The sequence below is a fragment of the Lysinibacillus sp. NPDC094177 genome (genome assembly GCF_050279145.1).
Taxonomy (GTDB): Bacteria; Bacillota; Bacilli; order Bacillales_A; family Planococcaceae; genus Lysinibacillus.
On record NZ_JBNNTW010000014.1, the window covers coordinates 82,984 to 101,986 of the forward strand.

Annotated in this window: 15 protein-coding genes and 1 rRNA gene; 9 read left to right on the plus strand and 7 right to left on the minus strand. The window is 37.5% G+C overall.

Annotation, left to right across the window (positions count from 1 at the left end):
- The first annotated feature begins 1 nt into the window (after position 1).
- Together ACQKNC_RS18940 and ACQKNC_RS18945 are read left to right on the plus strand one after the other, a co-directional pair.
- On the plus strand, positions 2-1,990 hold the full coding sequence (locus ACQKNC_RS18940) for an ABC transporter ATP-binding protein (protein WP_427426295.1): 1,989 nt from the start codon (positions 2-4) through the stop codon (positions 1,988-1,990).
- Complete coding sequence (locus ACQKNC_RS18945; protein WP_427426296.1) at positions 1,987-2,352, plus strand: DUF3899 domain-containing protein; 366 nt, start codon at positions 1,987-1,989, stop codon at positions 2,350-2,352. Before ACQKNC_RS18940 ends, ACQKNC_RS18945 begins: the two co-directional genes overlap by 4 nt.
- Before the next feature lie 157 nt (positions 2,353-2,509).
- Here the strand turns inward: ACQKNC_RS18945 and ACQKNC_RS18950 are convergent, their stop codons facing one another.
- The gene (locus ACQKNC_RS18950) at positions 2,510-4,192 is read right to left on the minus strand and encodes a peptide ABC transporter substrate-binding protein (protein WP_427426297.1); all 1,683 of its coding nucleotides are present in this window, start codon (positions 4,190-4,192) and stop codon (positions 2,510-2,512) included.
- Positions 4,193-4,326: 134 nt separating this feature from the next.
- Between ACQKNC_RS18950 and ACQKNC_RS18955 the strand changes: the two genes are divergently transcribed.
- Entirely contained in the window at positions 4,327-5,391 is a 1,065-nt protein-coding gene (locus ACQKNC_RS18955; RefSeq protein ID WP_427426298.1) for a M24 family metallopeptidase, read from the plus strand.
- A 374-nt stretch (positions 5,392-5,765) separates the two neighbouring features.
- Entirely contained in the window at positions 5,766-7,049 is a 1,284-nt protein-coding gene (rpoN, locus tag ACQKNC_RS18960) for an RNA polymerase factor sigma-54 (RefSeq protein WP_427426299.1), read from the plus strand.
- A gap of 199 nt (positions 7,050-7,248) precedes the next feature.
- Here rpoN and ACQKNC_RS18965 read toward each other — a convergent pair whose 3' ends face one another.
- The 5 genes from ACQKNC_RS18965 to ACQKNC_RS18985 form a co-directional block, all read right to left on the minus strand.
- The gene (locus ACQKNC_RS18965) at positions 7,249-8,733 is read right to left on the minus strand and encodes an aldehyde dehydrogenase family protein (RefSeq protein WP_427426300.1); all 1,485 of its coding nucleotides are present in this window, start codon (positions 8,731-8,733) and stop codon (positions 7,249-7,251) included.
- Between the two features lie 26 nt (positions 8,734-8,759).
- Entirely contained in the window at positions 8,760-9,662 is a 903-nt protein-coding gene (dapA, locus tag ACQKNC_RS18970) for a 4-hydroxy-tetrahydrodipicolinate synthase (RefSeq protein ID WP_427426301.1), read from the minus strand.
- A 205-nt stretch (positions 9,663-9,867) separates the two neighbouring features.
- Entirely contained in the window at positions 9,868-10,740 is an 873-nt protein-coding gene (locus tag ACQKNC_RS18975) for a proline racemase family protein (protein ID WP_427426302.1), read from the minus strand.
- A gap of 14 nt (positions 10,741-10,754) precedes the next feature.
- Positions 10,755-11,774: a proline racemase family protein gene (locus ACQKNC_RS18980; protein ID WP_427426303.1), complete on the minus strand. Its 1,020-nt coding sequence runs from the start codon at positions 11,772-11,774 to the stop codon at positions 10,755-10,757.
- Complete coding sequence (locus tag ACQKNC_RS18985) at positions 11,771-12,952, minus strand: NAD(P)/FAD-dependent oxidoreductase (protein ID WP_427426304.1); 1,182 nt, start codon at positions 12,950-12,952, stop codon at positions 11,771-11,773. Before ACQKNC_RS18985 ends, ACQKNC_RS18980 begins: the two co-directional genes overlap by 4 nt.
- 174 nt (positions 12,953-13,126) lie before the next feature.
- Between ACQKNC_RS18985 and ACQKNC_RS18990 the strand changes: the two genes are divergently transcribed.
- The 5 genes from ACQKNC_RS18990 to ACQKNC_RS19010 all read left to right on the plus strand — a co-directional run bounded on the left by ACQKNC_RS18990 (position 13,127) and on the right by ACQKNC_RS19010 (position 18,715).
- Positions 13,127-14,812 carry a sigma-54 interaction domain-containing protein gene (locus ACQKNC_RS18990; protein WP_427426313.1) on the plus strand — a complete coding sequence of 562 codons (1,686 nt, stop codon included), beginning with the start codon at positions 13,127-13,129 and terminating at the stop codon, positions 14,810-14,812.
- Between the two features lie 143 nt (positions 14,813-14,955).
- The gene (locus ACQKNC_RS18995; protein WP_427426305.1) at positions 14,956-15,222 is read left to right on the plus strand and encodes a (2Fe-2S)-binding protein; all 267 of its coding nucleotides are present in this window, start codon (positions 14,956-14,958) and stop codon (positions 15,220-15,222) included.
- The gene (locus tag ACQKNC_RS19000; RefSeq protein WP_427426306.1) at positions 15,222-15,563 is read left to right on the plus strand and encodes a (2Fe-2S)-binding protein; all 342 of its coding nucleotides are present in this window, start codon (positions 15,222-15,224) and stop codon (positions 15,561-15,563) included. The genes ACQKNC_RS18995 and ACQKNC_RS19000 overlap by 1 nt, the downstream gene beginning before the upstream one ends.
- Positions 15,553-16,770 carry an NAD(P)/FAD-dependent oxidoreductase gene (locus tag ACQKNC_RS19005; RefSeq protein WP_427426307.1) on the plus strand — a complete coding sequence of 406 codons (1,218 nt, stop codon included), beginning with the start codon at positions 15,553-15,555 and terminating at the stop codon, positions 16,768-16,770. The genes ACQKNC_RS19000 and ACQKNC_RS19005 overlap by 11 nt, the downstream gene beginning before the upstream one ends.
- Positions 16,771-17,260: 490 nt before the next feature.
- Positions 17,261-18,715, plus strand: coding sequence for an alanine/glycine:cation symporter family protein (locus ACQKNC_RS19010; RefSeq protein WP_427426308.1), 1,455 nt, complete (start codon positions 17,261-17,263; stop codon positions 18,713-18,715).
- A gap of 214 nt (positions 18,716-18,929) precedes the next feature.
- Here ACQKNC_RS19010 and rrf read toward each other — a convergent pair.
- A 5S ribosomal RNA gene (gene rrf / locus ACQKNC_RS19015) occupies positions 18,930-19,003 on the minus strand; the annotation flags it as partial.

Sequence of the window (19,003 nt, forward strand, 5' to 3'; positions counted from 1 at the left end):
CTTGAGAAAAATATTAGAAGTTAAAAATTTAAGTATTTCATTTAATACACAAAATGGTGAGGTTCAGGCTGTACGCAATGTATCATTCGACTTATTTGAAGGTGAAACACTAGCAATCGTTGGCGAGTCGGGCTCTGGAAAATCAGTTACTTCGAAAAGCCTATTACGATTAAACCCTGCTGAAACAACAATGCTGAAAAACGGTCAAATTTTATATAATGAAAAAAATATTTTAACGTGCAGAGAGCAGGAAATACATGCAATTCGTGGAGCTGAAATCTCAATGATTTTCCAGGATCCCATGACTGCATTAAACCCCACGATGACTATCGGTAGTCAAATTGCAGAGAGCATAAAAAAACATACAACATTACGTGGTAATCAAATTACAGAACGTGTGATTGAACTATTACAGCTTGTTGGCATTAAAGAGGCGGATATACGATATAAACAATATCCTCACCAATTCTCTGGAGGAATGCGTCAGCGTATCGTTATCGCGATGGCACTTGCTTGTGAGCCTCGTATTATTATTGCCGATGAACCTACCACAGCTCTAGACGTTTCGATTCAAGCACAAATTCTAGAATTGCTAAAAAACATTCAAAAAAAGATGAATCTTTCAATTATATTTATTACACATGATTTGGGTGTTGTAGCAAAAATGGCAGATCGTGTTGCCGTGATGTATGCCGGAAAAATTATTGAAATTGGCTTAGTTGATGAAATTTTTTACCATTGTCAGCATCCATATACACAAGGTCTTCTCGCTGCAATGCCAAACCCAGATATTGAAACCGACACACTATACGCTATTCCTGGAACACCACCAAACTTACTACATCCGCCGATTGGAGATGCCTTTGCTGCTCGTAATAACCAAGCACTCAAAATCGATTTTTTAGAGGAGCCACCTATGTTTAAGGTCAGCGACACACACTATGCTGCAACTTGGTTATTACATGAGCAAGCGCCTAAAATGATACCAATTCATCAACAGTTAGCCCAAGTTGAACGCAAAGAACGTGAAAAAGCTCCTGTATTTGATACAACCAACCCGTATTTATCATTAAAAGGAGTAAAACAGCATTTTAAATTAGATAAAAATGCTATCAACAAAGCTGTAGATGGCATTACTTTTGATATTTATAAAGGTGAAATCTTCGGTTTAGTTGGAGAATCTGGCTGTGGTAAGTCCACGACAGGGCGCTCGATTATTGGACTCAATATTATAACAGATGGCGATATTCACATCGACGGTAGAAATATTAATGAGGCAAAGACGAAGCAAGAAAAATTAGCCTTTAATCACAAGGTGCAAATGATTTTTCAAGACCCTTATTCTTCCCTAAATCCACGTATGAAAATTGCTGATATTATTGCAGAAGGTCTTGCTATTCATGGTGTACCGAAAAGCGAATGGAAGGCAAAAGTTTATGAGTTATTAAATATAGTAGGTTTAACAAAAGAATATGCTAATCGTTATCCTCACGAGCTTAGTGGCGGGCAACGTCAGCGTATTGGTATTGCACGTGCACTTGCTGTAGAGCCCGAACTAATCATTGCTGATGAACCAATTTCCGCATTAGACGTATCAATTCAAGCACAAATCGTTAATTTATTGAAAAAGCTACAAAAGGAACGTGGACTGACATATCTATTTATTGCACACGACTTGTCGATGGTGAAATATATTAGTAACCGTATCGGCGTCATGCATCGCGGAAAAATTGTCGAGCTTGCAGAAAGTCAAGAGCTCTATGATCACCCTATTCACCCTTATACAAAGGCATTATTATCTGCTATACCACTGCCTGACCCAAAACTGGAACGTGAACGAAAACGTATTATTTTTAATGAAGCCGAATATAACGTTACTAATAGAGAAAGTGAAAGCTTTACTGAAGTACGCCCTGGCCATTTTGTCATGCTGACAGAAGAGGAGCTTACCCAATACTATCAAGCAAACCGTGAGAGCTTACCGCTATGAAATTAAAAACAACTATATTGTTTACTGGTTGCATGTTCATATGTTCTCTTCTCTATACATTACTCTTAAAACAATCAATAACAATGCTGACTATGATTAATCATACTTTTCTTGCTTCACTTGCTTTTACAATCGTTGGGGCAATACTGTTTGTTGTGCAAGGCGGGCTTTTTAATGGTATCGCTTATAGCTTTAAACGCTTTTTTGCTCGTGTCACTAAAAACGGCACCTACGCCTATGAGTTAGATGGTAACTTAGAATTCGTACAAGCGCCATCTTATACCTTTACCTATCCACTGCTACTAGCAGGTTTGATTGGCTGTATAATGACAACTATTTTATCTCTTGTTTTCTATTTATAGATTCTTTTTATAGTGTTGAACCCGACGCGCCCAATCGAACGGAAATCAACCCTCGTTTTGCCGAAAAACCATACTATGACACCATAATTTCATTGACACAATAGTTTTTCAACAACATAAAAAGGATGCTACCTATCTAAGTAGGCAGCATCTTTTTTCACTTTACAATTTCAACCCATTTATAGCTAATGTCAGCTGAAAACGGATGTTCATATAAATTTTTTACATACGGCTTCGTCAAACGACTTATACCTTTTTGGAATGTTGGAGCAAATGCAAAATCATCCATCATAATCTTTTCAGCTTGTTGCATTAATAGCCAACGTTCAGAAACATCAGAAGTTGTTTTAGCTTTTTTAATTAAAGCATCAACCTTTTCATTTTTATAGTGAGATTGGTTGTAGTAGGCTGTTGATTCGAATAACTCAATATATGTCATAGGATCTTGATAGTCAGGGCCCCAACCGCCATAGTCTAAATCATAGTCAACAGCCCCTTCTAATGCTAGCTTTTGCTTATTAGGCTGCATGTTGATTGTTAGCTCTAAGCCTTCAAGATTTGTTTCTAATTGGTTTTTAATAAATTCTGCAGCTTTTTTAGACTCTGCACGGTCGTATGTTAAAAACTCTAGTTTTACTTTATCTACCCCCAGCTCCTTTAAACCAGTAGCCCATGCTTCCTTCGCTAATTCAACATTAGTTTTATTCATATCACCATTACCTTCACGGAAATCAACACCTTTTTCATCTGTTGATAATCCAAGTGGTACTAAATAATAAGCTGGAATAGAGCCATCCTGTAAAATCACATCTGCAAAGCCTTGTTTATCCCAAGCCATATCGATTGCTTTACGAATGTTCTTATTTGATAGAACTTTATTTTCATGATTCATTCGAATGAAATACGTATTCGGTTTTAAAAATGTTGAATATTCTGGGCTATCTTTGTATTGAGCAACATACTCACTTGAAAGCTCAGCAGTGTCGATCTCTCCCGCTTCATATAGATTGACAGCTGTTGCTGTATCTTTCACGATTTTTTGTGTAATTTTTGTAAGCTTCACACTGTTTTTATCCCAATATTCCCCATTTTTAACGAACGTCCAACCTTGACCATGCTGCCATGATTCCATTACGAATGGACCATTATATATCATATTGGCTGCTTCTAACGCATATTGATCGCCTTGTGCTTCTGTAAATTCTTTGTTTAGTGGAAAGAACGGTGCATAAGTTGTTAAGCTTAAGAAATATGGAATTGGAGCATTTAGTTGGACTTCCAATGTGTGATCGTTTAGCGCTTTAATACCAATTTCATCTACCTTACCATATAGTGGATCGCCCTCTTTTTGAACACTAGCTGCATTTTTTATATCTAGCATTAAATAAGAATAAATTGCTTGCGTTTTAGGATTGATAGCTCTTTTCCAAGCATATTCAAAGTCATGTGCTGTAACAGGTGTACCATTGCTCCACATAGCATCTTGGCGCAACTTAAATGTATATACAGTACCATCCTCTGAAGCTTCATATGACTCTGCCATTCCTGGCACTGGTGTATTTTCTGGTCCGATACGGTATAACCCCTCAAATACGGAGTTCATTGCTGTAACTGCAAGTGCATCTACACTCCCCAATGAACTCATTGTTGCTAAATCCCCTCCCGCCACTAAATGTAGTTCCTGTCCAACAGCTTTGTCGCCATCAGTAGTAGACTCTTTGTCCGTACTATTGCCACCAGTTGGACTACTAGAAGAATTATCCTCCTTGCCGTAGCAGCCAACTAAAACAACTAGCATCAGCCCCAATAACACGACTAACCATTTTGTCTTTTTAGTCATTGTCATATCCCCTTTGATTTTATTGCACGATTAGTACCGTACAACAAACATATATGCAATATTCATGCCTACACCATGTCTCTCTTAAATATGGCACAAATCTTGCAGTATATTTAAAAAGGGGGAGTTATAGCATGTCACTACTAGAACAATTACGTGTAGCATTACGAGCGCAACAATCGGATGTACTCATCATAACGAGTAATCAAAACCGTCGTTATTTAACAGGATTTACAGGCAGTGCAGGTACAGTAGTAATTACACCAACTAAAGCACTTTTACTCGTAGATTTCCGTTACACACAGCAGGCAACAAACCAAAGTAAAGAATTTGATGTTCGTGAAATCGATCGCAGCCGTTTATATGAAACAATCCAAGAAATTTTAGACACAGAATCTATTCAAACGGTTGGTTTTGAGCAACAACATGTTACTTATGAGGTATATCAATTAATGTCTAGTAAATTAACAGCAACATTAATGCCGCTATCTAATATTGTGGAAAATTTACGCATGATAAAAACACCAGAAGAAATTGAATTGATTAAGAAAGCAGCGTGGATTTCAGACGAGGCATTTAAATATATTTTGACATTTATTAAACCAGGAGTGTCAGAAATTGATATCGCAAATGAGTTAGAGTTTCATATGCGTAAAAACGGAGCTACTGGAGCTGCATTCGATATAATTATTGCTTCTGGCCATCGTTCTGCACTTCCGCATGGTGTTGCATCTGACAAAATCATTGAAAATGGCGATATGCTGACACTTGATTTTGGAGCATATTATCAAGGCTATCGTTCAGATATGACGAGAACAATTGCAGTTGGTGAACCACCTAAAAAACTAAAGGAAATTTACCAAATCGTTTATGACTCATTACAGAAAGCTCTATCTAATATGAAGGCTGGTATTACTGGAAAAGAAGCAGACAGCTATTCACGAGATTTCATAAAAGCTAAAGGCTATGGAAAAAATTACGGACACGGCTCGGGTCATGGTCTTGGCTTAGATATTCATGAAAACATTTTTATGTCTACAGTATGTGAAGACATCTTGGAAGAAAATATGGTGCTTACTGTTGAGCCAGGTATTTACATTCCTGAGTTTGGTGGAGTACGTATAGAAGATGATGTCATCGTTACAAAAAACGGTGTTGAAGTTATCACACACTCACCAAAAGAGCTTATAATTTTATAAAGTAATCTTTTAATTTTGATTCAATACTAAAATCTGTTCTTGGTTAAAAATGATTGGTATGAAAGTACATCGAGCGAAGTATGAGCGATGAGGAGGCTCAGGCCACGTCCATGGAAAGCCTTCTCCCGTAGCGATGAGCGATCAATTTCATGGAATGCCTTTCATTTTTTCACATTATTTATACACGCATGATAATAATGTTCATATTTTGGACACATCTTAAATATCATTTACTAATAGTTTCTTTTTACTTTAGTTTTAATGTCAAAAATTTTTGTCACTAACATCATTTTCTATGGATTTAAGTATATTAATTATGCCTCGGCATAATTGTGTCCGGAGGAAGAAGTTAAATAGAGAATCGAGGTTTTAATATGCATCTTTCTATTAAACAAACTCAAGATTTGAATTTAGTTATGACTTTACAACTTCGTCAAGCCATCGAGTTACTACAATATTCTACACAAGAATTAGAACAATATATTCGTGAACAAGAGCTTATTAATCCATTAATAGAATTAAGTGAACCGGCATTCCAAGAACGTGCACATTTTTCAAAGGGTGTTAGCCGTCACACAAATATCTTGGAACATGTCACAAAATATGAAAAAAATATTCGTGATGATTTATTTGAGGAAATTAAGTTAACTTTTCATAAAGATAAAGACATTAAACTACTTAAACACATTATTTATCATTTGGATGACAACGGCTACTATGAACAACCAATTACGCCGACTTTTAAGGACCATGAAATCGAAAAGGGTATTCACTTATTACAAGTAATCGGACCACTTGGTATAGGTGCACGCAATTTGAAAGAATGCCTGCTATTACAAACAATGTATCGTGAAAATAGTCCAGCTCATGCAGAAACAGTAATTTTCTCTTATCTTGACGAACTTGCAAATCAGAAATGGAAGAAAATCGCTAATGAGTTAGATATATCACTTTATGAATTGCAAGAAATTTATCAATTCATCCAAACTTTGCAACCTAAACTTAGCTCACTGTTTCATCAGGAAGCTGTACATCATAATACACCTGATATTATTGTTGATAACGTTGATGGCTCTATCACTTTTTCATTAAATGATTATTATTTGCCAAAAATCAATATACATGCGGATTATGCACCATATATTACTGCCAATTCCTCTGAAAAGAGTTATTTTAAAAAATATTTATCAGATTATCAATGGCTAGTTAACAGTATTGAGCAGCGTCGAATTACAATTATCAAAATCATGAAGGCACTTATTAAGAAGCAAAAAGCCTTTTTTATACATGGCTTTGATTCTATAGAGCCTCTTACATTGCGTGAAATTGCTGAACAAATTGAAGTACATGAATCGACAGTTAGCCGGGTCACAACGAATAAGTATGTACAAACGGCTTATGGGACATTTGAACTTCGAGATTTATTCACTTCTAAATTACAAACAGCAAATGGAAACAGCGTTTCACAAGTAAAGGTAAAATCGCTTTTAGTAGACTATATCAAAACTGAAAATAAAAAGAAGCCTTTCTCAGATCAAAAAATTGCCGAGCATTTCAACACTACACTTGGTATTGAAATATCACGTCGTACAATTGCAAAATACCGTGAAGAAATGAACATTCCGTCATCTACAAGACGTAAAATGATTCAATTTTAAAAGGGGCTACTCTCAATTTAGTAGCTCCTTTTCCTATAAATTAAGGCTCACCAACATAACGTTGGGTTGATTTCCGTTCCGACTAAGGGATTTCCTAGGGGCGGCCCAGCCTCACTACAATCACCTTATATACATGGCATCCGTTTTAACAAATGTCATCCCCAACTTTTGATGATGAGCCTATATTAAAGGAATCGGCTTAGTTTTGCTTCATATTTACGAAGACACTTTTAACTTCCGTATAGTTAGACAAGCCATATTCACCGCCCATTTCACGACCGACACCTGATTGCTTGTAACCTCCGAATGGCATCGTTTCCCACTCTAAACCGAAATCATTAATCCATACGGTTCCTGCTTGTAGCTTACTAGCGATATAATGTGCTTTTTTCACATTTTCAGTCCAGATGCTTGCTGCAAGTCCATACTTACTATCATTTGCACGAGCAATCACTTCCTCTACTGTGTCGAATGAGAAGATGGACATAACCGGTCCGAAAATTTCTTCACGAGCAATTGTCATATCATCCTGTACATCAGCAAATACAGTCGGTTGTACGAAATAACCTTTGTTAAATTCACGCTCCCCACCCGCTACTAGACGTGCACCTTCTTCTTTTCCTTTTTCAATAAAGCCAAGTACTGTATTCAGTTGTTTTTGTGAAACAAGTGGACCCATATCTGTTTCCGGATCTAGCCCTGGTCCTAATTTTAATGCTTTTGCTTTTTCTGCAAGTCGCTCAACAAATTGATCGTATAAGCTACTGTGTACAAAGACTCTTGTACATGCACTACAATTTTGTCCGTGATTATACATTGTCCCAGCAAATGTTCCTTCTATTGCCTCTGCTACGTCTGCATCTTGTAAAACGATTGCTGGAGATTTACCCCCAAGCTCCAATGTTACACTTTTCACATCGTCTGCAGCTTTTTTCATGACGTGAATTCCAGTCTTTGTTGATCCAGTGAATGCCACCTTGGCTACACCTTTATGTGTAACAACAGCCTCACCTGCTTCACCAGTGCCTGGTACGATGTTCACAACACCATCTGGGAAGCCAGCTTGTTTCATTAATTGACCTACGTACAATAACGATAATGGCGTTTCCGCTGCCGGCTTAATAACAACTGTACAACCTACCGCTAATGCCGAGCCTAATTTCCATGCAGCCATTGCAAGTGGAAAATTCCATGGAATGATTTGCCCCACAACCCCCACTGGCTCATGGACAATGTAATTTAAGTAATCCTTTGATACTTGCACTGTTTTTCCTGTAATTTTTGTTGCCCATCCTGCATAGTAACGAAAATGTTGTACAGTACCGTCCACATCATCAGCTAAGGCTGTTTTGTATGGTTTACCATTATCTAATGATTCTAGTTGTGCTAGTTCTTCCCGATGCTCCTCGAGTAAGTCTGCAAATTTATAAATAATACGTGAGCGTTCTGCTGTATCCATGATAGACCATTTATCATCAAATGCTTTTTGTGCGGCCAGCACAGCTATGTCGATATCTTCAGCTTGTGCTTCATGTACTGTTGCAATTACCTCTTCGTTTGCCGGATTTAATACTTCAAAAGTTTTACCTGATTGAGAATGTACATATTCACCATTAATATATAAACCAATTGTCGATTGTAAAAATTCTTTTACTTTCGGTTTCAGTGTTAATACTGCCTCCATATTCGACACTCCTTTTCTCATAAAAATTATTTATGTTCGGCTATCAGTACGCCTAAGTCAGCCATGATTGCTTTTAGTTGTGCATCTTCTTCCTCTGTTAATGGAAGACGCGGTAAACGGCAAGGTCCGCCCGCCCAACCTTTTAATTCCATTGCACGCTTTGCAATTTGTACGTATTTACCTGATCCTTCTAAAAATGCACATAATGGTAATAAACGATCATAAATAGCCCACGCTTCATCCAGATTGTCGTCTTTTACATTGTTATACAATTCCGTTACAAGTTCAGGCACAATATTTCCTGATACAGAAATCCAACCAACAGCACCAACAAGGAATGATTCAATCGCTAAATCTTCCGAACCACAGAATACTTTAATATTGTTTTGCCCTTGACGTGCAATATCACGCGCTTTGCCGATGCTACCGCTAGATTCTTTAATATGTGTAATGTTTGGTACATCTCGGCCTACTTTTAATATTGTTTCTATGCCAATATCCACACCAGAAGTGAATGGATTATTATAAATCATAATTGGGAAGCTTACTGATTCTGCAACTGATTTAAAGTGTAAATAGATTTCTTCATCTTTTGGGTGTGCGTAATAAGAGTTAATGAGCAAAGCTGCATCTGCTCCTGCTTGTTCAGCCTGTTGTGTATATTCGATTGCCTCCGCTGTTGTTTCTGCAGCCGTACCAACAATTAATGTAATACGACCTTTAATTTGATCAACTGCTACTTCTACAGCTTTGAAGCGCTCTTCTTTAGATAAACTTACGAATTCACCTGTACTACCGTTAATGGCAATACCAGTTACGCCTGTTTCTATAAAACTCTCGATATTTTGACGGAAGCCATCCCAATCGATGTCTGTTTGGTTTAACATCGGTGTTACTAATACTGGAAATACACCTTCTAATTTTTTCATACTTTTTTCCTCCTAAGTAATATAAATTTCGCCTTGGCGTAATTGTTGCTGCCGCTTCGCTTTCGCACAGAAAACATTTGTTGCTGCCGCTTCGCTTTCGCACAGAAAACATTTGTTGCTGCCGCTTTGCTTTCGCTACAGAAAACAATTGCCGCTGATCTTCGCTTTTGGACAGATAAACAAAACGTCCGAATTTAATTTGTATTTACACAATGACAAATCCTCGTTGTAGTGGATCTTCCCTGTCTACTACAAATTGATGGATTCCTGTGATATATCCTGTTAATGCAAGTTCGTAGCCAACCTCATTTTTGCTTGCAATTTCAATACAGCTGCAAAAAATACTGTTGTTTTTTTGCACAGCTTCATCGCCTAAGACTGCTACTAATGCAAGTGTGCTATCTACACTTGGCGAGCGAAGAATATAGCCATCACGTTCAAATGTTACCGAACGCACTTCGCTCCCTACTTTTTCATACACAATGACACCATCAGCTGTACTATATTTTGTACTTTTGTTTGCTCCCCATGTACTAATATCTGCTAGTTCATCTAGTACAAGTGCCTTTAATTGCTCAGGCTTTTCTAAAACAATATAACGTCGCTCACCATCTACCACTACAAACTCGTCTTCTACAAGCGCTGGCTTCACTGTTAAATGAACTGACAATACTTCATCCTTTTTCTCCGAAAGTTGTACATTTACTTTGTAAATACCTTTTACTGTTTCAATCGTATACATATCACTCTCTGATACTTCAATTGTTCCAAGCTCTATTAATGCTGTCGTCGTAGCTACAAGTGCCTCATACTTAAAATCTGTAGAAGCATCATGCTGGAAAAATAATAAACGGAATGATGCAACAGCTGATGGCAAGATAATGCATCCGTTCATACCACGATGCCCACGTGGTTCATTTAATAGAAGTTGTTTTGTATTTTCAAATTGTGTATTTAATGCATTAGCCGCTTCCACTATATTTTCCTGAGAAATTACGATAGGCGATTGCACGACTATACGAAAGGCTTCTCCGACTACCTGTGTATCAATCGTTTGAAAAGATTTATGATAGTTCATATATCTAACCTCCTTTAGTGATCCATTGGTGGAATCATCAGGTAGCCTTCTTTTAACGGGTCCTGATCATTGTAAAAGAATCGATGCATACCCATTACCCATGCGGATCCTGTTATTTCAGGGATAACAGCTATTAAATCACCAACAGCTACTTCCTCTAGTACACGCGCTTGAAACAATGTACCTACAATACTTTCATAAATGAACGGTTCATTAATAGCAAGCTCATTTTTCGTGTAAAGAGTCGCAATTTTAGCTGAAGTACCTGTACCACATGGCGAGCGATCAATGCCGCCCGGCGGTACAACGACTGTATTTTTTAAATCCGCTAATTCATTTACTGGATCTGTATAAAACTCGATATGCGTTAACCCATGAATAAACGAAAACTCAGGATGTACGATCTCTTCCTTGGCATTCACGGCATTGCGAAGACGAATACCTGTATTAATAATATTCGTAGCATTTTCTGCTGTTAAATCTAGATCTATTTTTCTAGCATCTATAATGCCGTAAAAATTACCACCATACGCAATTTCACATTCAACAATACCGAGTTCGGTGTCTTCAATTTCAACTGTCTTTAATAGAAAAGAAGGTACGTTTTTAAACGTTACTTCCTTAGCCACGCCATCTTCTACTTTAATTTTCACATCAATTAAACCTGCTGGGGTGTCCAATTTAATATGTGTATAAGGGGTTTGAACCTCAATTAAATTCGATTCAACAAGTGCTGTACAAACGCCTATTGTGTCATGCCCACACATCGGTAAGTAGCCACCCGTTTCAATATAAATAACACCTAAATCAGCTTCTGGATGGCAAGGATCCGTAATAATAACACCTGACATGACGCTATGGCCTCGAGGCTCGTTCATAAGAAATTTTCGGATCCAGTCAAAGTGCTTTTGCATATAAAGCATTTTGTCAGATATCGTTTCACCTTCAAGCGGCGGCATGCCACTAATGAGTGAACGCGTTGGATTTCCACCTGTATGGGTATCAATTGTTGTAAATAACTTTTGAAATTTCATATGTGGATTACTCCTTTCTTAAATCGATTTATATTTACTGGCTCAGTAGGAATACATGTATCTTTGTGTTGTAGCAATTCTTGCACAAGCTTTCCTGTGACTGCCGCTAAGCTAATACCATCCCCTTCATGCCCTGCCGCTATGTAGAAGCCTGGTACCTCCTCTACTTCGCAAATAATTGGTAAATGATCCTCTGTCCATGGTCTTAGCCCCGCATATGTACGAATAACCGACATATCGGCAATTTTCGGATAAAAGCGTACTGCACGTCTGGCAATCATTTTCACGACATCATGATTTACTTTCGTATCAAAGCCAACAAATTGGCGACTACTCCCTATTAAAAAGTTTTGTGCTTCTGTCGGTTCAAATACTAAAGCAACTCCATATTTTTCGATATCCGCATCCACCATACGCTCTCCGCCGAATTTAGAAATCAAATAACCGAATTCCATTACCTTTCTTAGGCCTACTGGTTGCTGACGTGATGCAACGATAATATGACCTTTACGTGGTTTAATAGGTACATCAACACCGAGCATTTGTCCAATTGTCGGTGCCCAAATACCACAAGCATTAATAACTTTATTGGCTGTCATTATACCTTCGTTAGTCTCGATTAAAAACGTGCCACTTGGCTGTTTCTTAATGTTTTTTACTTCTGTATGTTTTCGTATTTTTGCACCAAACTTTTCTGCTGAATGGAACATAGAAAATGTCAGCATATACGGATTCACCGTTGAATCTGTTTTACACTCCAAGCCACCATATAAATCATCTGCGAAAAATTTTGATTCGTTTCGCAAGTCCGCACGATCTAACATATTAAAATCCAAACCCGCTTCTTGTTGACGAGTTACCCATTGCTGAGCGGCTTCCATTTCTACATCACTTTCACAAACAAGAATGCTTCCAGGGTTGCGATATTCAAATTTAATTTCCAAATCTTTATCTAACTCATGTACTAATTGCTGGCTTACTAATGACATCTGGCTGTCAAAGCCCGGATCCTTATCTATAGCTAAAATATTTCCATCACAGCGAGAAGATGTACCACTCGCCAATTCATTTTTTTCGAGTACCGTTACTTCTAGACCGGCCTTTGCACAGTAATAAGCAATTGCCCCGCCGATGATGCCACCGCCAATAACTACGATATCCTGATGTGATTTCTCCAAGACTCTCCCCCCTTTTTGCTAGCACTTAACATTCTGCAAAAAACGTGCCAATGTATCTATTCGGAATTTGTTTGATAAACGATGCACTATGTGTCAAAATTATTTATATTATTCAAAAGAATTGGACAAATGAATGATTAGGGGGGATATATTTTGCATCCATACCATTTAATTATGAATAAAATGTTAAAACGGAATTTGGCTTTTATCCCGATAGAGGATGTTGTGACTATACTTAACGATGACAAGTTACAGTACTTTGTCATTGAAAATGAGAAACCTTATGCAGTGAAACGAGGGAAAAGAAAAAGTGATTTTAACTATATAGCCTGTCAAATTGTCCGCATGGATTGCCCAATCAAAACAGTACTTGATTATTTGGAGGAATATGAATTCTTACTTATACGTGATGAAACAAAGCAATATATAGGATATTTATCAAAAGAATCCTTGTTGTACGATCTGGCTTATGAATTAGAGTGTTTAAACTCCTATTTAAACACCATTTTAGAAACGATTAATGAATCTTGTACTGTAATTGATCGTCATCAAAACGTTATTTATTGGACTAAAGGAGCCGAAAGTATTTTTTCAGTATCTGGGGAAAATATTATTGGAAAGCCAATCACGGATTTTTTTAAGGAAGATCAACTTGAAATTTTACATACATTGCAGCATGGAAAATCCGTTTATCAGCAACAGCATTTTCCGCGTGAAGACCTTGTTGTAATGATCAACTCCAACCCTGTCATGTTAAACGATCAAACGATAGGCGCAGTCGTTGCCGAAACAGATATTACCCATGTGAAAAAATTAAACGAAGAACTTCATATTACTTCTGAAAAATTATTAAATTTAGAGAAACAGATGAATACTAACGGTTTAGCCTACGACCCATTTACACTTATTCGTGGTAATAGCCCCACACTAAAAAAGGTGCTTGAAAAAGTAAATAAAGTGGCAAGAACTGAGGCAAATATTTTAATCTACGGCGAAAGTGGCGTCGGCAAAGAGCTTTTCGCACGCGCAGTTCACGCGATTCGTGAAAAACCAGATGCACCATTTGTAGCTATCAATTGCGGGGCCATCCCTAGCGGATTATTCGAAAGTGAAATTTTTGGTTATGAAAAAGGAGCTTTTTCTGGAGCGCATCAAAAAGGAAAAAAAGGAAAAGTTGAGCTTGCACGAGGAGGCACACTGTTTTTAGATGAAATTGGAGAAATGCCTTTAGATATGCAGGTAAAGATTTTACGATTGTTGCAGGAAAAAACATTTTATGCAGTGGGCGGCACGAAGGAAATGGATGTCGATTTTAACTTAGTAGCTGCTACTAATAGGGATTTAAAGCAATTAGTGAAGGAAGGAAAATTCAGAGAAGATTTATATTATCGTTTAAATGTCGTAAATTTCACAGTACCTCCACTTCGAGAAAGAGCTTCTGATATTTTGGAGATTAGTAACTACTTTTTATATGAGAAATCCATTAAATACAATCGACCTATTCAAGGAATTCCGCCTGAAATTGCGAATATTCTTTTGCAATATCAATGGCCAGGAAATGTTCGTGAACTAGGTAATGTTATTGAACGCCTCGTTGTTTTTTCTGATGAAGGGGCAATTCATATAGAAGATTTACCTGCAGATATTTTAGCAGCCGTTCCAAAAAGTGAAAAACTTGAAGTACGAAAGGATTTTCCACAAGGGACGGAACTAAGCAATCAACTCGAGCATTATGAACGTGAAATTATTTTAGAGCAGCTTGCCTTAGTAAATGGTAATAAAAAAATATGTGCCAAAAATTTAGGCATTACTCGAGCAACATTATACAATCGATTGAAAAAATTAAACATTGATGTCTAATTTTTTAAAATTAATGTAAATAATTTTATACACTTTTTCTTTTGAAATGCGTCAAGCCATTAATGTACATCCAAAAACGCTTCATGGCACAGTTCTTGCAGTAACTAATATGTAAATAAAATTCCTTAATTAGGGGTGTAGTTATGCAAAATAAATCTATGATTGTATGTCGTTGTGAAGAAGTTAGCTACGATGAACTTGTAGAAGTAGCATCTGAAACTAATTGCTCTGCTCGTGAACTTAAGCTACGAACGCGGGCAGGCATGGGCTATTGTGGTGGTCGTACTTGTCGTACAATGGTCGATCACATCGCACACAAACATCACCCACGCCTAGACAGCGAAATTTCATTAAAATTTCAGGCACCAATTCGTCCTGTGCGGTTTGCCGAATTAGGGGAGGTTAAATAATGACTGAACGTATTATGAATCACCCTGTTTTAGGAGTTTTCCCTTCAAAAGACAAAGTGTCTTTCATTTTTGATGACCAAGAATATGAGGGATACAAAGGTGAATCCTTAGCAGCTGCTTTACTTGCAAATGGTATTCGCACCTTACGTGTCCATGAAGAAACAGGTCAACCTCGTGGCATCTACTGTAATATTGGTCACTGCTTTGAGTGTCGCGTCACTGTCAACGGCTTAGAAGGCGAACGCGCATGTATAACCCCTGTCTCTGATGGCATAGTTGTGAAAAGTGGTAAGACACTTCCTACGTCGGTCCGTGACTGGAGGAAAAACAATGGGAAATAAAGTGATTATTATTGGTGCTGGTCCTGCTGGACTTTCTGCCGCTATTACATTAGCAGAAAAAAATATAGCTGTTCTTGTCATTGATGAATACTTATATGCAGGAGGACGCTTACTTGGACAATTATATGAAGAAAGTCCAGGGAAATGGTGGAATGGCATTGCAGAATCCAAGCGTTTATTTGAACGTGCAAAAGCTCTCAATGTCGAACTTTTACTACAAACGAGCGTTTCAGATTTAGAAAAAATTGAGCAAGAGTGGACCGTCCATACAAATAAAGGTGTATTTCGTACAAGGCAGCTTCTGTTAGCTACAGGTGCCGCTGAATCTCCATTCCCAATTCCAGGTTGGACACTTCCTGGTGTAATGTCTGTAGGGGCTGCACAAGTAATGACAAATGTACATCGTGTAAAGCCTGGCAAACGTGGGGTTATTATTGGTGTTAACGTACTTTCCTCAGCCATCGCGATGGAATTACAAATCGCAGGCGTTCAAGTAGCAGCTATCACATTACCCGCTACCAACTTATTAACAGAGGCTAGTGGAAACCCTCTAGAGGTCATGAATTCTTTACTACATGTATCTCATATGGCCCCCTCCCCCCTTGTTAAAATCGGAAGTAAATTTATGAAAAATGAATTTATGAAGAAGTTAGGTATTACCTTCTATCCAAAAAATGGAGTAAAAATGTGGGATATTCCAATTATGTTACGAAAAGCAGTCGTTGAAATAGTTGGCAAAGATCAAGTAGAAGGTGTAGTCATTGCAACAGTAAATACTGATGGCTCCATCGTTCCTGGTAGCGAAAAACGCATTAAAGCAGATTTCGTTTGTATAGCTGGCGGTTTATATCCTTTAGCAGAACTTGCTTCTTTAGCAGGTTGTCCATTCCATTATATTGAACAATTAGGTGGATTTATCCCATTACATAATGAGCAAATGGAAACTAACTTAGAGGGACTACATGTTGCAGGCAATATTACTGGTATTGAAGGAGCAAAAGTTGCATTAGCACAAGGCAAAGTTGCTGCGCTTACAATCGCATATAAATTAAATACTGGCACTACAAAGCAAGAAATTCAACGCGCTATTGAAGATGTAGAGACTACAAGGGCTAACGCACATATTCAATTCCATCCAGAAGTTCTAGCAGGTCGCCAACAATTGAAAAAAATTTGGACAGAGTCATTTCTAAAAGTTATCAAATAAAACTGTCAGTATTTTAGACAAAACAAAAAGTGTATAACATTTAGCAATTAGAATATTACACTGTGTTACATTTACACGCTGCAAGCATTCGAGTCAGCGTAAACAGCATAACAACCTATTAAAAATCTTTTTCTCATAACACGGAGAAAAGGATTTTTTTTAGGTTTATAAGAAAAAGATTTTTTTGATATTTTGCTTTAGACGCCCCCGTAAAGCGTTCTCGGAGTGAAGTGAGTAATCAAGAGATGAAGAGCATTTTTTTATGGCATAAAAAATGCATTAAGAATTATAAGGGAGGGAAATTTTGAAGGGAGGTATTTTTTAACTATTATCTTCAATTCATAAATTTAAGCTTGAGTAATCCCTAACGATAGCTATGTAGTAAAACAATCTTAGTAGGAAATGGAAGTATACAATCTTAGGGAATTGCCAAGAGCGCAAGGAATTTATGAACATAAAAAAAGAATTAGTTGTTCAAGGGGGAAATCATATGGAAGCAATCATTAATACGTTAGTCGATTACATTTGGGGAAATGCACTCGTTTATTTAGCATTAGGTGTAGGATTGTATTTTACTGTTCTGACCAGAGCTGTACAATTCCGTTATATTCCAGAAATGATACGATTGTTGCGTGAACGAAAAGAATCAAATGAAGGAATATCATCTTTCCAAGCTTTTTGTATGGCATTATCTGGACGTGTTGGGGTTGGTAATATCGCAGGGGTGGCTACTGCTATTGCAGCGGGTGGACCAGGTGCAGTTTTTTGGATGTGTGTGATGGCGTTTCTTGGAGGTGCAAGCGCTTTCATTGAATCAACACTAGCACAGGTTTATAAAGAAAAAGCAGATAACCAATATCGTGGTGGATCACCGTTTTATATTGAAAAAGGTTTGAAACTTAAAGGTTTCGCTATTTTTGTAGCACTTGTTATTTGTATTTCTTATGGCATTTTAGTACCCGGTATTCAAGCAAATACAATTGCCACTTCATTTAATACAGCATTTAATATTCCTCCATTTATAACGGGTATAATTATTGTTGCCCTTTTAGGACTAATAATTTTTGGTGGTGTTAAACGTATTGCTCGTGTTGCTGATAAAATTGTGCCTATCATGGCGCTTGCCTACGTTCTTTTAACAGTTATTATTTTAGGTGCTAATATAAGTGAACTTCCTAATTTGATTAAACTAATCTTTACAAGCGCATTTGGTACGAACGAAATATTTGGAGGTATAATTGGTACTGCCATCGCTTGGGGTGTAAGACGTTCAGTATTTTCAAATGTTGCTGGAGCTGGTGAAGCAACATTCAGTTCAGCGGCTGCTGAAGTATCCCATCCAGCTAAACAAGGATTAGTACAAGGTTTCTCTATTTACATTGATACTATTATCGTGTGTACAGCAACTGCTCTAATGATTTTAATTACAGGTATGTATAATGTAACACCCCCTGGAGCAACAACACCTCTAGTTGAAAACATTCCTGGCGTTGTGGCAGGTACTGCTTATACACAAGCGGCAGTCTCTACTGTGTTTAATGATTTTGGTAGTGGTTTCGTGGCTATAGCCATTTTCCTTTTTGCATTTACAACTTTAATGGCCTACTACTATATCGCAGAAACTACCATCGTATATTTAGATAAAAAACTGCAATACCCCATATTAAAATTAGTTTTAAAATTAGTCTTCTTAATTGTAGTTTATATTGGAAGTGTTCAATCTGTTAGTTTGATGTGGGGTCTTGGAGATATCGGATTCGGCAGTATGAGTTATTTGAACTTTATCGCCATTGTCCTATTAACAAAACCAGCTATAAAAGTTTTGCGTGATTACGACCGTCAAAAGAAGGCTGGGCTCGATCCGATTTTTGATCCGCGAGAAGTAGGCATTGAAAATGCTGACTTCTGGATAGAGTACAGTAACAAACATAAACATAACAAATAGAAAAAAGAGCAACTACAAAAACTATAATGGTTTGTAGTTGCTCTTTCATTGTTTAATTGCCAACAGTTTTAATTTCTTGTCGATGGTTAATTACATCATTTGAACAATTGAGTTTGAGGGATTGAAGCGACCAAGAAGATATAGCACTTTAACCTATACCGATAGTTTATTTAACAATAAAAAAACAGCCAGTACTCAGCTGACTGTTTCCATTGCCTAGCGACGTCCTACTCTCACAGGGGGAAGCCCCCAACTACCATCGGCGCTAAAGAGCTTAACTTCCGTGTT

Coding starts and splice junctions, on each gene's coding strand:
- ACQKNC_RS18945 (WP_427426296.1), top strand. CDS start 1,987: ATGAAATTAAAAACAACTATATTGTTTACTGGTTGCATGTTCATATGT.
- ACQKNC_RS18950 (WP_427426297.1), bottom strand. CDS start 4,192: ATGACTAAAAAGACAAAATGGTTAGTCGTGTTATTGGGGCTGATGCTA.
- ACQKNC_RS18955 (WP_427426298.1), top strand. CDS start 4,327: ATGTCACTACTAGAACAATTACGTGTAGCATTACGAGCGCAACAATCG.
- rpoN (WP_427426299.1), top strand. CDS start 5,766: ATGCATCTTTCTATTAAACAAACTCAAGATTTGAATTTAGTTATGACT.
- ACQKNC_RS18965 (WP_427426300.1), bottom strand. CDS start 8,733: ATGGAGGCAGTATTAACACTGAAACCGAAAGTAAAAGAATTTTTACAA.
- dapA (WP_427426301.1), bottom strand. CDS start 9,662: ATGAAAAAATTAGAAGGTGTATTTCCAGTATTAGTAACACCGATGTTA.
- ACQKNC_RS18975 (WP_427426302.1), bottom strand. CDS start 10,740: ATGAACTATCATAAATCTTTTCAAACGATTGATACACAGGTAGTCGGA.
- ACQKNC_RS18980 (WP_427426303.1), bottom strand. CDS start 11,774: ATGAAATTTCAAAAGTTATTTACAACAATTGATACCCATACAGGTGGA.
- ACQKNC_RS18990 (WP_427426313.1), top strand. CDS start 13,127: ATGAATAAAATGTTAAAACGGAATTTGGCTTTTATCCCGATAGAGGAT.
- ACQKNC_RS18995 (WP_427426305.1), top strand. CDS start 14,956: ATGCAAAATAAATCTATGATTGTATGTCGTTGTGAAGAAGTTAGCTAC.
- ACQKNC_RS19000 (WP_427426306.1), top strand. CDS start 15,222: ATGACTGAACGTATTATGAATCACCCTGTTTTAGGAGTTTTCCCTTCA.
- ACQKNC_RS19005 (WP_427426307.1), top strand. CDS start 15,553: ATGGGAAATAAAGTGATTATTATTGGTGCTGGTCCTGCTGGACTTTCT.
- ACQKNC_RS19010 (WP_427426308.1), top strand. CDS start 17,261: ATGGAAGCAATCATTAATACGTTAGTCGATTACATTTGGGGAAATGCA.